14 protein-coding genes and 1 tRNA gene are annotated in these 13,288 nt (G+C 68.5%); 9 read left to right on the plus strand and 6 right to left on the minus strand.

The window, feature by feature from the left end:
* Positions 1–34: 34 nt before the first annotated feature.
* Positions 35–490, minus strand: a complete 456-nt coding sequence (locus VF092_15490; GenBank protein HEX6748701.1) for a DUF488 domain-containing protein — start codon at positions 488–490, stop codon at positions 35–37.
* Positions 491–794: 304 nt separating this feature from the next.
* On the opposite strand from VF092_15490, the gene VF092_15495 reads away from it, so the two are divergent.
* From VF092_15495 to VF092_15525, 7 genes are all read left to right on the plus strand, one after another.
* The gene (locus VF092_15495; GenBank protein HEX6748702.1) at positions 795–1,028 is read left to right on the plus strand and encodes a PqqD family protein; all 234 of its coding nucleotides are present in this window, start codon (positions 795–797) and stop codon (positions 1,026–1,028) included.
* Positions 1,025–1,414: a lasso peptide biosynthesis B2 protein gene (locus tag VF092_15500; GenBank protein HEX6748703.1), complete on the plus strand. Its 390-nt coding sequence runs from the start codon at positions 1,025–1,027 to the stop codon at positions 1,412–1,414. The genes VF092_15495 and VF092_15500 overlap by 4 nt, the downstream gene beginning before the upstream one ends.
* Entirely contained in the window at positions 1,411–3,258 is a 1,848-nt protein-coding gene (locus VF092_15505; protein ID HEX6748704.1) for an asparagine synthase-related protein, read from the plus strand. The genes VF092_15500 and VF092_15505 overlap by 4 nt, the downstream gene beginning before the upstream one ends.
* A gap of 94 nt (positions 3,259–3,352) precedes the next feature.
* Positions 3,353–3,469, plus strand: coding sequence for a lasso RiPP family leader peptide-containing protein (locus tag VF092_15510; GenBank protein HEX6748705.1), 117 nt, complete (start codon positions 3,353–3,355; stop codon positions 3,467–3,469).
* A 112-nt stretch (positions 3,470–3,581) separates the two neighbouring features.
* Positions 3,582–3,692, plus strand: a complete 111-nt coding sequence (locus VF092_15515) for a lasso RiPP family leader peptide-containing protein (protein ID HEX6748706.1) — start codon at positions 3,582–3,584, stop codon at positions 3,690–3,692.
* A 129-nt stretch (positions 3,693–3,821) separates the two neighbouring features.
* Positions 3,822–3,953: a hypothetical protein gene (locus VF092_15520; protein HEX6748707.1), complete on the plus strand. Its 132-nt coding sequence runs from the start codon at positions 3,822–3,824 to the stop codon at positions 3,951–3,953.
* 240 nt (positions 3,954–4,193) lie between these two features.
* Positions 4,194–4,264, plus strand: a tRNA-Gln gene (locus tag VF092_15525).
* A 78-nt stretch (positions 4,265–4,342) separates the two neighbouring features.
* Here VF092_15525 and VF092_15530 read toward each other — a convergent pair.
* From VF092_15530 to VF092_15550, 5 genes are all read right to left on the minus strand, one after another.
* Entirely contained in the window at positions 4,343–5,827 is a 1,485-nt protein-coding gene (locus VF092_15530) for a COR domain-containing protein (protein HEX6748708.1), read from the minus strand.
* Positions 5,828–5,942: 115 nt separating this feature from the next.
* Positions 5,943–6,557, minus strand: coding sequence for an ADP-ribosylation factor-like protein (locus tag VF092_15535; protein ID HEX6748709.1), 615 nt, complete (start codon positions 6,555–6,557; stop codon positions 5,943–5,945).
* Positions 6,558–7,063: 506 nt separating this feature from the next.
* A complete protein-coding gene (locus tag VF092_15540) occupies positions 7,064–7,741 on the minus strand; it encodes an alpha/beta family hydrolase (GenBank protein HEX6748710.1) in 678 nt (225 codons plus the stop codon).
* Positions 7,738–9,159, minus strand: coding sequence for an alpha-amylase family glycosyl hydrolase (locus VF092_15545; protein ID HEX6748711.1), 1,422 nt, complete (start codon positions 9,157–9,159; stop codon positions 7,738–7,740). The genes VF092_15540 and VF092_15545 overlap by 4 nt, the downstream gene beginning before the upstream one ends.
* Positions 9,160–9,805: 646 nt before the next feature.
* The gene (locus VF092_15550) at positions 9,806–10,387 is read right to left on the minus strand and encodes a hypothetical protein (GenBank protein HEX6748712.1); all 582 of its coding nucleotides are present in this window, start codon (positions 10,385–10,387) and stop codon (positions 9,806–9,808) included.
* Positions 10,388–10,595: 208 nt separating this feature from the next.
* On the opposite strand from VF092_15550, the gene VF092_15555 reads away from it, so the two are divergent.
* Together VF092_15555 and VF092_15560 are read left to right on the plus strand one after the other, a co-directional pair.
* Complete coding sequence (locus tag VF092_15555) at positions 10,596–11,231, plus strand: DUF305 domain-containing protein (GenBank protein ID HEX6748713.1); 636 nt, start codon at positions 10,596–10,598, stop codon at positions 11,229–11,231.
* 56 nt (positions 11,232–11,287) lie between these two features.
* Positions 11,288–13,234, plus strand: coding sequence for a hypothetical protein (locus VF092_15560; GenBank protein ID HEX6748714.1), 1,947 nt, complete (start codon positions 11,288–11,290; stop codon positions 13,232–13,234).
* Positions 13,235–13,288 lie beyond the last annotated feature (54 nt).

Below are 13,288 nucleotides of genomic sequence, written 5' to 3' on the forward strand. Positions count from 1 at the left end.
CTGCCTCTGCTTCTCTGCGTGAGATTATCTGTTTTCAGTCCGCCGGCGCGGGATGGAGATGGTCGGCGCGCACGGGCACGAGCTCGTGCAGCGCCTCGGCCACCATGCTGCGGTGGCAGTGCGCCGGGTCGGCCTCGAAGCATAGCAGGCAGACGCGGCGGCCGGCGCGCACCATGTCCGCGAGCGACTCCATCGCCACCTGCGCGTCCGTCGTCGCCAGGTGCTCGGTGAAGATGCGGCGCAGCTCGTCGAAGCGCCCGCTCCGCGCCGCCGCGCGCCCGTCCGCGGGGGTGCCGAGCGGGCGCAGGTGCACGTAGTCGATCCCCGCCTCGCCCAGGTGCGCGGCGAGCTGGTTCTTGGAGAAGCCAGGCCGGCGCGAGCTGGTCACCGCGCGCACGTCCGCCACCAACTCCACCTTCGCGTCGCGCAGCGCCGCCAGGAAGCGCGGCATCGTCGCCCCCTCGTATCCGATCGTGGCGATCGTCTTCATGAATCCCTCATTTGTCGGGTCCGTCCCGCCGGCAGCCCAGCCGCCGTGCGCATCCTCGCCCGGCCGGCTCCGGCCCGCAAGCCTCCCCGCTCCCGACAAGAGTACAAAGGTCCGGTTGTGTGTGCATCAGAATTATCATATCCTCTCATCTGCAACGTAGCACCCGCCGTTTTCAGTCCATTTCACGGAGACCGGGAATGCTCACCTTGACCGCTTCGAGAGTATGATCGGCTGGTTCAGGAAACATCGCGACGGCGTGGCGGCAGTCCCTTTGGATACTCTGTACCGAAGAAACGATCACGTTGTGGCCGCACAGGAGGGTGACCGGACCGTTCTTCTCGATCCCGTCCAGGGCGAGTACTTCGGGCTGGACGAGGTGGGGACGCGGATCTGGGCGCTGCTTCCCGAGCATCCCACCGCCGCCGCGCTCGCGGACCGACTGTTCGACGAGTACGACGCCCCGCGCGAGACGCTGGCGGGAGACGCCGCGCGCCTTCTCGGCCAGCTCGCGGCGATGAAGCTGGTGGTACGCGCGTGAGCGTGCCCTCAGTGGCGCGTTGCGCGCTGGCGCTGCTGGTCGTGCGCGGGTGGCTCAAGGCGCGCGGCTTCGGGCCCACGGTGGCGCGCTGGCGGCGCCTCGGCGAGCGGGCGACCGGCGCCGGCCTCACGCCGGACGAGGTGGAGCGCGCGGCCTGGCACGTGGCCGTGGCGGCGGCGTTCTTCCCCGGGCGGGCGGTGTGCCTGGAGCAGTCGCTCGCGCTGTACGTGCTGCTGCGCCGCCGCGGCGTCCCCGCGGAGCTGCGGCTGGGCGTGCAGGTCTACCCGTTCTACGCGCACGCCTGGGTGGAGCTTGGCGGCCGGCCCGTGAACGAGGACCAGGAGACGGTGGAGAAGTTCCGCCTTCTTCCGCAGGTGGCGGTGTGAGCCGCTTTGCCTGCGCCGCCGCGGCGCCGGGAGCGGAGATTCCGCCCGCACTCCGGCCTCGACTGGCGGCGGGGATCGCCGCGCCCGGAAACGCCGCCGGCGCGCTGGACGGCGACGGGTTCTCCGCGATCGCGAGCACGGAGGCCGACGCGCTGCGTCCGCTCCTCGCCCGCCGCGGCGCGCTGCTGGCCGCGGGTGACGTGCGCCTGGACAACCGCGCGGAGGTGGCTTCGTGGGGCGGCGTCCGCGCGGACGGCAGCTCCGACCTGGAGATCGTGCTCGCGGCGCACGCGGCCCGCGGCGCGAAGTGCCTGGACGGCGTGCTGGGCGATTTCTCCATCGTGCTGTGGGATGGAGATCACCGGACGCTGACGGCGCTGCGCGACCCGTTCGGAGTGAAGCCGCTCTTCTTCTCCCGCCAGGGCGACGTCCTTCTCCTCTCTTCCCGCGCGGCGGCGCTGGCGCGCGAGGGGGATCTCGACGAGGAGTGGATCGCCGACTTCCTCGTCGGTGGCATCGGCCCGCGCGACCGCACGGTGTGGGCGGGCGTGCAGTCCGTCGTCCCCGGCGAGGCGCTGGCCTGGCGCGACGGGAATCTCACGCGCCGCCGCTTCTGGTCCGCGGCCGATTTCGCGCCGGCGGCGGCCGTAGACGAGCGCGCGGCGACGGACACCTTCCGCGATCTGCTCGAGGAGGCGGTGCGCGTCCGGATGGAGGGCGGCGTCCCCATCTGGTCGCAGCTTTCCGGCGGGCTCGATTCGTCGTCCGTCGTCTCCGTCGCGCAGACGCTCGCCGCCGCGGGGAGGGGGCCGGCGATCGCCGGCACGGTGACGCTGGTGGAGACGCTGGGCGACGGCGACGAGCGCAAGTACTCGGACGTGGTCGTCCAGCGCTGGGGGCTGCGCAACGAGACGGTGGTCGACCCTTGGGCGTGGCAGGACGACGGGTTGCCGGCGGAGCGGACGGACGAGCCGCGCGCGCACTTCCCGTTCTGGGCGCGCGACCGGGCGATGGTGGCCGCCGTGCGCCGCGCCGGCGGCCGGGTGCTCCTCTCGGGCCAGGGACCGGACCACTACCTCACCGGCAACCTGGGCCACGTCACCGACCTCGTCGCCACCGGCCACCTCCGCAGGGCCATGCGCGAGCTGGTGCGCCACGCCGTCGCCGAGCGGCAGTCGTTCTGGACCGGGCTCGGGCGCCACGCGATCCATCCCTTCCTCCCCACCTGGCTGAAGCTGCGCCGGGCGCGTCCCCACGAACAGCTCCCGCGGTGGCTCGATCCGGGCTTCGTGCGGCGGATGGAGATCGCCCGGCGGCTGCCGATGGTGCGCGGGCTGGCCGCGCCGCGCGGGGGGAGCTTCTTCGCGCACCAGGTGGCGTCGGAGCTGGACGGATTGTCGGGGATGCTGGAGCGCGGGCCATTCCAGGAGGGGATCGAGATGCGCTATCCCTTCCTGCATCGCCCGCTGGTGGAGCACTCGCTCCGCCTGCCGCCGGGGATGCGCGTCCGCCCCGGCGCGGGGAAGCACGTCCTGCGCGAGGCGATGCGCGGCATCCTTCCCGAGGAGATCCGCACGCGCCGCGGCAAGGGCGGCATCGACGCGCGCCTGCTGTGGGCGCTGCACCGCGAGCGGGCGCGGCTCGACCACCTCCTGCGCGACCCGGAGATCGCGCGGCGCGGCTGGGTGCGCGCCGACGCGCTCCGCGCCGCCACCGAGCAGGCGCGCCAGGGCGAGGTGAAGAGCCTGCCGTTCCTGCTCTGCTCGCTGTCGCTGGAAACCTGGCTGTCGGTGCGCGCGGGGCGCTGGGAAGCGTCCGCGTCCTCGCCCGCCGCGGCGGCCTGACCCGAGTTTCGCCGGCGGAAACCGTCCGCCGGCACGGGCGGGCGTCACGGCGGCGCCTGCCGATATCCACACCCTTGCTGGGAGAAGCAGACCGATGAAGAAGACGTACACGACCCCGACCGTCGTGAAGCACGGCAACGCCGTGGCCGTGACCCTCGGGAACTTCGGTTGGGCGCTCGAGCTCATCAACTGGCGCATCGGCCTCCCCTGAGCGGGTGATCCGCGGGTTCGTGCCGGCGGGTCCGCGAGATGGGCTCGCCGGCAGGGCAGGCGCCGCGGCGGCGCCTGCCGGCATCCACGCCCATGCTGGGAGAAGCAGACCGATGAAGAAGACGTACTCGACCCCGATCCTGGTGAAGCACGGCAACGCCGTGGCCGTGACCCTCGGGCGGGGCAGCCAGCTGCTCGAGCTCATCAACTGGCGCGCACACTGAGCCAGATGCCGGCCGGCGAGCCCTCCGCGTGGGGGCTCGCCGGCCCGGGTCCGGTCGGCGGACTGGCCGCAGCGCACACGATCCCCCACCATCCGGGGATACACCCCCGGCGGAGAAAGCGAGGAGCGCATGGACAAGAAGCCCTATGTTCCGCCCCAGATCACCAGGCACGGCAACGCGGTGCAGATGACCGCAGGCGAGCACGGCCGCGCGCTGGAGCTCATCAACTTCCGCCCGGGCCCGCCGTTTCCGCGCCCGTAGACGACAGGTAGGGCCTCTGTAGCACCGATCAGCGTGCACGGCCGAAGATCCGCCGACCGGACCGCTGGAGCCAAGCGCTGAAGACCATACTCAAACGATCGGGGCGAGACCGTTCGCGGTCCCGCCCCCTCGTCGTTCCAGCGCGCATCCGGACCCGCCGCCGGTTGATTTCAGGCCGATCCGGAGATACCTTTACTCGCCTTCCGCTCCCGTAAGTCGTTCGGAGCCGGAGGGATGCGATGCCCCCTGGTGTAATGGCAGCACAAAGGTCTTTGGAACCTTTGGTGGAGGTTCGAATCCTCCGGGGGCAACTTTATTAGCGATTCTTCGCGGTAGCACAGCGAGTGTGAGGGGCAGGAGAATTTCGGCCCCAAATAATTGGCGCTAAACTATGGCTCCTTATTAGGCGGTCTTTGTTTTCTTTCGCGTACACGCTTGATCACGGGCAAAAGGTCCTTTCTCACCTGCTCCCAAGCAACCGATCTGGGATTCGTCTCCGCGATGCTGCTGTACTTCGATGCCAGCCGCTGAAGCTTTCCAAGATGCGGATCTTCGTCCGCGGCGCACGGTTCTAGTTTCACGCAGACGATCTCTACCTCACCAACTTCCCACCGTTCCCGGGCACGCCTAAGTTCGGGGTTTCTTATATAGGTACTCACCAATGACCTTTGACTAGCAATAAACAGAAAGATATCCATCTCTTCAAGGCGCCGCCGAATCTCCTCGTCCCATTCATCGCCTGCGATCAGCCGCTTGTCTAGCCATGGTACCAACCCATGGTGCTGCTCGAGAACACCGAGCGTCGCGTCCAGTCGCTGAAGCTGCCGTTCGTCCTTGTGTGCATAGCTCACAAAAATGCGCACAGGCACCGGGGCGGTGGTCGGATCACGGTTAATCGCGCGAGATTCTGCGGGTTCCAACTTGTCGAGTTCGAGAGGGACATTCACTTCTGCCGTTCCATCTGGCCGGATTGGCAGCTTTTTCATCGGTATTTCGGGTTCTTCGATTTCGCGCAGTGCTTTAACTCCGATCCAACTCTCGGCCGCACCCGTTAGCTCCAACTCTTCGACAGGTGCCATCTTCATCTCGCCGTGCAACGCCTCCAATTCACGGCGCACCATGGTCACTAGCACTTGTCGTGTGTCGTTGTCGCCTCCGAGGACAAAAACGTCAAGCTCGGGCCTATCCGACTCTTCACGGATAAGCGCCGACGCTTCTCCATGGCGCAGTACGACACCATGACGCCAATGCGGAGCTCCCTCGCTCAAGGCGTGCGTGCGGACGATAAAACGGGGTAGTAACCCTGGCGGAAGCACCTCGTAGCTGTAGCGTAGGCGAACGGGTGCCTCCTCCCAAGGTTCTGCCATTTCCGGTTCGAATTCCGGAAGAAGCTCTGGCACAAGATAGCGCTTGGCCGGTACTCCCGGCTCCCCTTCTTCTTCGCTGGCAAAGCAGAGCTGGAACGCGCGCATAAGTTCAAGTATGAACGGGTGCGTCTCAGCCGGATAGTCACGCGCCTTGACCACTCTTTGAGCCTCGGCCTCCTCCAGCACGCGCGGCATAGTGCTGACCGCGAGTTGCCCGTTGTTCTCTGCCACTGAGGGCGATCTGATAACCGCGTATACGCCGCCGGTCACCCATCTAGGATTCAGCACGCGAGTATCGTGGAGCCGTGGGTCCTTCCCGAAGTAAAGCGCTAAGCCGAGGGCGTGCAGGATTCCTGCGAGGTCCGCCTGTGCGTCTGGATCTGTCTCGCCGTTCTCGTTGCAAAGCTCGGCGTAGCGTCCATAAGGAAGGAAGTTGTCGCTCATTCCAGCGACATGGTTCTTAATGGCGCGCCAACGATCGGGAAACGGGAGCCAAACGTCTGGCATTTGTTCGTCTACAGTTTGCGAAATTGAACTTCGCAAACTGTCGATCCCATCACCGTACAGCGCATCCGTTGAGATAAAATCTACAATGAATGGAAATTTTCTGCGTAGTTTTACTTCATCGACCTTTCCAGCGCCGACCTCGACTCCAGTTCATGACTACAATTACCGGTGAACCATCCCCTTGCGTCTCAATCAGCTTCAACCAGTATTCCGCGTCGCGCTGAGCCAGTCCGGTTCGCGGCTCCAACACTAACACATAGAGACTACGCTCGGTGAGGAAAAACTGATGGGTTGAGTGAAGTATCTCCTGTCCGCCGAAATCCCAGGCCCGCGTACGCACTGAACCACGCGGACATTCGAGCACGAACTCGCGAATTGCAATTGAATGGGTCTCTTCTTCGTTCCTGCGCGGTATCTCACCCGCGAGCAGCTTTACCAGCGTGGTTTTTCCCGCTTTTCCACGTCCTACCAAAAGGAGTTTCAACTCGAGAAGTGGCCAGCCCTTCTTCCCGCGCGACTCGAAATAATAACTAAGAATTTCACCAGGCCGTTGGGTACTGAGGACGCTCTCTGGAATATTTAGAGCAGGGTTTCCGCGGAGTTGCAGCACAGAAAGGCGGGACATAGTACGAAGCGATTCTGGTAACGTCTCAAGCTCGTTCCTCTCAAGCAGCAACCACTCCGCGGGACTGGCGGCGATACCTCTCGGCAAATTTCTCAGCAGATTCATGCTCAAATCCAACACCCGAGCCGGAATTTCTCCGATCCATGAGGGTAATGAACTGAGGCCGTTTCCAGCTAGACTGAGGACTTCAACATTACGAATCTCTCGCAAACTGTTTGGGACCGAGCGGAGTCCCAGTCGCGCGAGGTCAAGAACCCGAAGTTGCACACCGCCGATACGATAAGACTGAACCCAAAACCCTGTAGGTCGTTCACCAGATTTCCATGCCGCGATCCGCTCCTCCGCAATCTGCTCCGGGGAGCGTGTATCTCTTACTTTCACTCTGCGATTGGATTTCTTTCCCATAGCGATTTTGTCCTAAGGCTCCGAGAGAGGTTCCCTAAATCGTGTGTGAATCACGACGCGGAGCGGTCAAAGGCTGGGGACGGGCGAAGCCTCGCTGAGATGCTACACATTTTCGCGCTTTCGATCAAGCGTGAGACAGCAGTCCAGCAATCTCCGGTTGAGTAGCGCTCTCCTCTGGATTCCGCTGTCCGGATATCGGATGATCCTCACGCCTTCCCGCGCAGTCCGTCGACCCACTCGCGCGTCGCCTCGCCCATCTCGGCGAGGACCTGGGGGTCGGTGCGGCCGGAGGACTTCAGCACGTGGAAGGAGTGGTCGGCGCCTTCCAGCCAGTGCATCCGCCACTCCGTCTTCACCGTCTGCAGCGCGCGCTCCATCAGGTCGCGGCGGCAGAGCTCGTCGCGCGTGCCGTTGAAGCAGAGCACGGGCACGGTGATGTTCGGCAGGTGCGCGTCGCGCAGCTTTTCCGGCTGGCCGGCCGGGTGGAGGGGATAGGCGAGGAGAAGGAGCCCGTCGCAATCGAACCCCTCCGCCGCCAGCATCGACGCCGCGCGCCCGCCCATCGACCGCCCGCCGATCACCATCACCTCCGGCTTCAGCTCCTCGCGCGTCCGCTCCACCACGGCGCGGACGCACTGCATCAGCGCGGGCATCGGGTCGGGGCGTCCCGATCCCCGTTCCTTGTAGAGGAAGTTGAAGCGGACCAGGCTCAGCCCCCGCGCGAGGAAGGCGTCGCGCGCCTTGAGCATGGCGCCGTCGCCCATGTGGCCGCCCGCGCCGTGCGCGCAGACGAACACCACGCCCGGGTCGCCGCCCTCCGCCGCGTCGTGGACCGCCGCCGTCTCCGCGTCGCCAACGGCGACGCGCCAGGTGGCGGCGCTCACCGCACCAGCACCCGCCAGCCGTGCGCGGGAACGTCCAGCGTTCCCGTGGCGGCCAGCTGCACCGGCGCGCGGCCGAACCAGTCGCTGTAGCTCCCCGGCCGCGGCAGCCCCTGGTAGGTGACGTGCGCGGGCAGGTCGCCGAAGTTCACCGCGACCAGCACCGTGTTCGACTCGAGCGTGCGCGTGTAGGCGTACACGCGGCCGCCGCCGTCCGTCTGCAGCTTCACCTGCGGCGCGCCCCACGGCCCGTTGGCGAGCGCGGGCTGCGTGTGCTTCAGCTCCAGCATCCGCGCGTAGAAGTCCGCCAGCGACGGCCCATTCCAGTTCACCGTGTCCTTGTCGAAGAACCGCAGCCGCCGGTTCAGGCTGGCCTCCTGGCCGGTGTAGAGCAGCGGCATCCCGTTCTCCGCCGTGGAGCTCAGCACGAACGCGGGGAGGTGGTTGGCGCCCATGCGCTCGAACTCGGTGCCGTTCCAGCTGTTCTCGTCGTGGTTGCTGGTGAAGTACATCCGGTAGGCCCCGCGGCCGTAGCGCGTCTCCTGCCGCGCGAAGTAGTCGTCCAGCTCGGCGGTCGTCTTCTTCGCCTGCGCGATCTCGTTCAGCAGGTGGTGCAGCTCCCAGCCGTAGGTCATGTCGAACGCGGCGTGCATCTCCGGGCTCTCCGCCTCGGCCAGGAGGAAGAGGTCCGGGCGCACGGCCTTGAGCGCCGTCCTGGCCTGCATCCAGAAGTCCATCGGCACGCCGCCGGCCACGTCGCAGCGGAAGCCGTCGATCCCCATCCGCTCCACCCACCAGCGCATCTCGCCGATCATGGCCTGGCGCATGGCCTGGCTGTCGTAGTTCAGCTCGGCCACGTCGGTCCAGTCCGTCTCGCGCCCCTCGTTGTCGCGCGCGTTGGAGATGGTGCCGTCGGCGCGGTGCACGTACCAGTCGGGGTGCGCGGCGATCCACTCGTGGTCGTGCGCGGTGTGGTTCGCGACCCAATCGAGGATGACCTTCATCCCCTGCGCGTGCGCGGCGTCGACCAGCGCGTGGAAGTCCGCCTCGCTGCCGTGCTCGGGGTTGGTCGCGGTGTAGTCGCGGATCGCGTAGTAGCTCCCCAGCGGGCCCTTGCGATTCTTCATCCCGATCGGCTGCACCGGCATCAGCCAGAGGATGTCCACCCCCATCCGCTTCAGCCGCGGGAGATGCCGCTGGAACGCGGCGAAGGTCCCCTCCGGCGTGTACTGGCGGACGTTCACCTCGTAGATGTTCGCGGCGCGCGACCACGAGGGGTGGAAGGTGGTGTCCTCGTTCGGAACCAGCCGCGCGTTGATGGAGGGCGGCGTGGCCGCGGCCGAGCCGTACGCCGCGGGGCCCGGCGCCGCGCAGGCGGAAAGGGCGAGCGCCGCGGCCGCCAGGAAGGGAAGCGTCCTCATCGGGAGATGAACGGCTCGGGGGATCGGCACGCCGCCACGGGATGGGCCGCGGCGGCGGGTGATTCGGGTGATGGGGATAGCCTACGTCCGAGCGGGCGGCGGGGCCAGTCCGCCGCCCGGGGATGCACGCGAAAGGCTGGGGGATGTCGATCCTCCCGTCCCGGCAGGCCAGCCGCCTCGACCGAGGAAGCCGCGCCCGCATCCCGGGGCGAGGGCGGCATCGACGCTGGATGAATGCTCACGGTCTACCCCTCGCTCCCGCGCGAGGCGAGGCCGCGCGTGCCGCCCCGGCATCCTCAACTGCGTCATCAGGATGGCGCCGGGCGGGCGCGCGAGCGCGTCCCCTCCTCCCGTGCTGGACAGGGGATCTCCCTCTCCGATTCACGCGATCGCGATCTGTCGGAAATTTCCGACAGATCACGATCCGCTGGCGCGGCGCACCCGCGGCCCTCCATGCCGGGGATCCGCGGAGAGGCCGCGTGTGCACCGCAAACCATCTCCTGATGACGCAGTTGACGGCGGTGGCGGGTCGCGCTGGAGGAGCGGCACGGACGATCTGCGTGCGAGAACGCGGCCGGCATCCATGGCCGGCCGCTCGCGGCGCGGGTTGGAGCCAAGCCGGTGGAGATTGCGATCGGGGACGAGGCTACTTCGCCGCGGAGTCGCCGGCGGACGCGGCGCACCACCGGTCGCGCTCCTTCCAGTCGGTGAAGCGGTGCGGCTCGGCGGACGGATGCACCTCGATTCCCGTGCCCGCCACCACCCCGCGCGCGATCGCCGCGGACCAGCGGATGTCGCGGGCGCCCTCGCGTGCCCGGTCTTCGGCGGGACCGAGCCGGTGCGGGGCCCCGAGGTAGCCGTAGCCGACGTCCAGCGAGCACGACGGGCCGCGGTTCAGCCGCACGTCGGCCTGGTAGATCGCCGCCGGGCCGGAGAGCGAGTCGGCGCCGGGCGGAAACTCGCGGGCACGGCCGAGCGTATACACCGCGAAACCATTGCACCGCGCGGTCGGTGGCGGGCTGGACCACCAGTGCCGCGCCCGCTCGCCGCCCTTCGTGAAGCGGTACGGCGGCAGGTCGATCGCGGCCGGGAGCGCGAAGGCGCTGTCGGGGCAGCGCGACAGCGGGTAGCGGTCGTACGCGTCCACGGCCCCCCAGCAGTCGAACTGCGCGCCGAGCAGCAGCAGCGACGCGCCGCAGAGGAGCGCGGCCTTCCGGGCGACGGTCATCGCATTTCGTCTCGTGGAGATCCGCGCCGCCGGTGCTAACGATGCAGCAGGCCAGCGGGTCTTGTCCGCGGCGCCGCCGCGCGCGCGGGCGAAGGTGAAAAACGACGGGCTTGCCAACCGGTTCCGGCGTGCTAGTATCGAACGCTCACACACGATCGACCCGGGGCCCTCCCCCCGGGCGCAGGAGCTCGAATCCCGAATGACTTCCGTGCTCTTTCGCTCCGTGACCGCGGCGCTGCTGGCGGCGCTGTTCTGCGCCGCGCCCGCCGCCGCGCAGGACCACCACCACGGCGCCGCCGCGCCCCCCGCGCCCGGCGACACCGCGCGCTGGACGAAGGCCGACGCCGACTTCATGTCGGGGATGATCGGCCACCACGCGCAGGCCATCGCCATGTCGCGGCTGGCGCCCACGCACGGGGCGAGCGCGACGGTGCAGAACCTGGCCTCGCGCATCATCAACGCGCAGCAGGACGAGATCCGCACCATGCAGCTCTGGCTGCGCGACCGCCGCCAGCCCGTGCCCGAGGCCGTCGCCGGGCCCATGCGGATGACGATGAACGGCGTGGAGCACGAGATGCTGATGCCGGGGATGCTGACCCCCGCGCAGATGCAGGAGCTCGACGCCGCGCGCGGGCGCGACTTCGACCGGCTGTTCCTGACCTACATGATCCAGCACCACCGCGGCGCCGTCTCCATGGTGCAGCAGCTCTTCTCCAGCTGGGGCGCCGGGCAGGACGAGACCGTGTTCAAGTTCGCCAGCGACGTCAACGTCGACCAGACCACCGAGATCGCGCGCATGCAGCGGATGCTCGCCGACCTCATCTTCGCGACCCCCTCTCCCTGAGCACCGTGCAGCAGCAACACGTCCGTCAACGATCCCCCCTCTCCGAGGAATCCGCCATGCACTTCCTGTCCCGTCCGCGCGCGTGGGCGCTGGCCCTGGCGCTGTCGTCCGCGGCGGCGCTGGCCCCCGCCGCCGCGCAGGCGCCCAACCCCGACCCGCGCATCGGCCTGCGCGCCGGGCTGCACGACGCCGGCGAGGCCGTGTGGAACCTGCGCGTGCTGTCGAAGACGCCGCCGCCGCCCGACTTCGTGGGCAAGACCAACTCCGACCTGGCGTTCACCGGCCGCTACGCCATCCAGGGGAACTACAACGGCTGGCAGATCTGGGACATCTCCAACCCCGCCCGGCCCGCGCTGAAGACGGCGTACGTCTGCCCGGCCTCGCAGAGCGACGTGTCGGTGTACCGCAACCTGCTCTTCATCTCCGGCGAGGGGCTGACCGGGCGGCTGGACTGCGGCATCCAGGGCGTGCAGGACACCGTCAGCCGCGACCGGCTGCGCGGGCTGCGCATCTTCGACATCAGCGACATCGAGCACCCGCGCAACGTGGGCAACGTGCAGACCTGCCGCGGCTCGCACACGCACACGGTGCTGGCGGACCCCAAGGACCCCGAGAACGTCTACGTCTACATCTCCGGCTCGGCCGGCGTGCGCTCGCCCAACGAGCTGGCCGGGTGCGTGCGCGCGGCGCCCAACGAGGACCCCAACTCGGCGCTCTTCCGCATCGAGGTGATCAAGGTTCCCGTGGCGCACCCCGAGCAGGCGGCCATCGTCAGCTCGCCGCGCATCTTCAACGACCTGGCCGCCCCGCCGCGCCACGGCGACTCGCCGGCCGACGTGGCCGAGGCGGCGCGCGTGGCCGCGGCGGCGCGCGCCCGCGGCGCCTACACCGTGCGGGTGTTCGGCAGCGAGCGGGTGGCGCCCCCCGAGTTCGTCAACCCGCTGCTCGACAGCATCGTGAAGGCGCGCGGCGGGACGGGCGCGGCCACGGCGGCCGACAGCGCGGCGCTGCGCGGCTCCATCCAGGCGATCGTGGACCGCATGTTCGGCGACCAGCAGGCGCGCCGCACCGGGCCCACGCAGTGCCACGACATCACCGTGTACCCGGCGATGGGGCTGGCCGGCGGCGCCTGCGAGGGCTACGGGATGCTGCTGGACATCCGCGACCCGGCGCACCCGGTGCGCATCGCGGCGGTGGCCGACAGCAACTTCTCGTACTGGCACTCGGCCACGTTCAACAACGACGCCAGCAAGATCCTGTTCAGCGACGAGTGGGGCGGCGGCGGGCAGGCCAAGTGCCGCGCCAGCGACCGGCACGAGTGGGGCGCCGACGCGATCTTCACCATCGCCGACCGCCGGCAGATGAACTTCCAGAGCTACTACAAGATGCCGGCGCCGCAGACCTCGGCCGAGAACTGCGTGGCGCACAACGGCTCGCTGATCCCCATCCCGGGTCGCGACGTGATGGTGCAGGCGTGGTACCAGGGCGGGATCTCGGTGTTCGACTGGACCGACGCCGCGCACCCGAAGGAGATCGCCTTCTTCGACCGCGGGCCGGTCGACAGCACGCGCATCGCGGGCGGCGGGTCGTGGTCGGTGTACTGGTACAACGGGGTGATGGTGAGCTCCGAGATCTCGCGCGGGCTCGACATCTTCGAGCTGACGCCCAGTGCGTTCCTGTCGCAGAACGAGATCGACGCGGCCAAGACGGTGCACGTCGACTACCTGAACACGCAGGGGCAGCCGCACTACGTGTGGCCCGCGTCGTTCGCGCTGGCCCGCGCCTACGTGGACCAGCTGGAGCGCTCGCACGGGCTGACGGCGGCGCGCGTGGGCACGGTGCGGCAGGCGCTGCAGCGCGCCGAGTCGGCGTCGGGCGCGGCGCGGCGCACGGCCCTCACCACGCTGGCGACGCAGATCACCGGCTACGCCGCCGGCTCCAGCGACGCCGCGAAGGTGCGCACGCTGGCCGGCGCGGTGCGGGACCTGGCCGGCGCGCGCTGACACGCTCGTAGCGGACGGAATACCGGCGCCGGCGCGTGCATCCTCGCACGCGCC

Source organism: Longimicrobium sp. (genome assembly GCA_036377595.1).
Lineage (GTDB): Bacteria > Gemmatimonadota > Gemmatimonadetes > Longimicrobiales > Longimicrobiaceae > Longimicrobium.

Excerpts from the sequence above, each read along its gene's own strand:
- VF092_15490 (HEX6748701.1), bottom strand. The coding sequence starts at position 490 with ATGAAGACGATCGCCACGATCGGATACGAGGGGGCGACGATGCCGCGC.
- VF092_15510 (HEX6748705.1), top strand. The coding sequence starts at position 3,353 with ATGAAGAAGACGTACACGACCCCGACCGTCGTGAAGCACGGCAACGCC.
- VF092_15515 (HEX6748706.1), top strand. The coding sequence starts at position 3,582 with ATGAAGAAGACGTACTCGACCCCGATCCTGGTGAAGCACGGCAACGCC.
- VF092_15520 (HEX6748707.1), top strand. The coding sequence starts at position 3,822 with ATGGACAAGAAGCCCTATGTTCCGCCCCAGATCACCAGGCACGGCAAC.
- VF092_15530 (HEX6748708.1), bottom strand. The coding sequence starts at position 5,827 with ATGCCAGACGTTTGGCTCCCGTTTCCCGATCGTTGGCGCGCCATTAAG.
- VF092_15535 (HEX6748709.1), bottom strand. The coding sequence starts at position 6,557 with ATGAATCTGCTGAGAAATTTGCCGAGAGGTATCGCCGCCAGTCCCGCG.
- VF092_15545 (HEX6748711.1), bottom strand. The coding sequence starts at position 9,159 with ATGAGGACGCTTCCCTTCCTGGCGGCCGCGGCGCTCGCCCTTTCCGCC.
- VF092_15550 (HEX6748712.1), bottom strand. The coding sequence starts at position 10,387 with ATGACCGTCGCCCGGAAGGCCGCGCTCCTCTGCGGCGCGTCGCTGCTG.
- VF092_15560 (HEX6748714.1), top strand. The coding sequence starts at position 11,288 with ATGCACTTCCTGTCCCGTCCGCGCGCGTGGGCGCTGGCCCTGGCGCTG.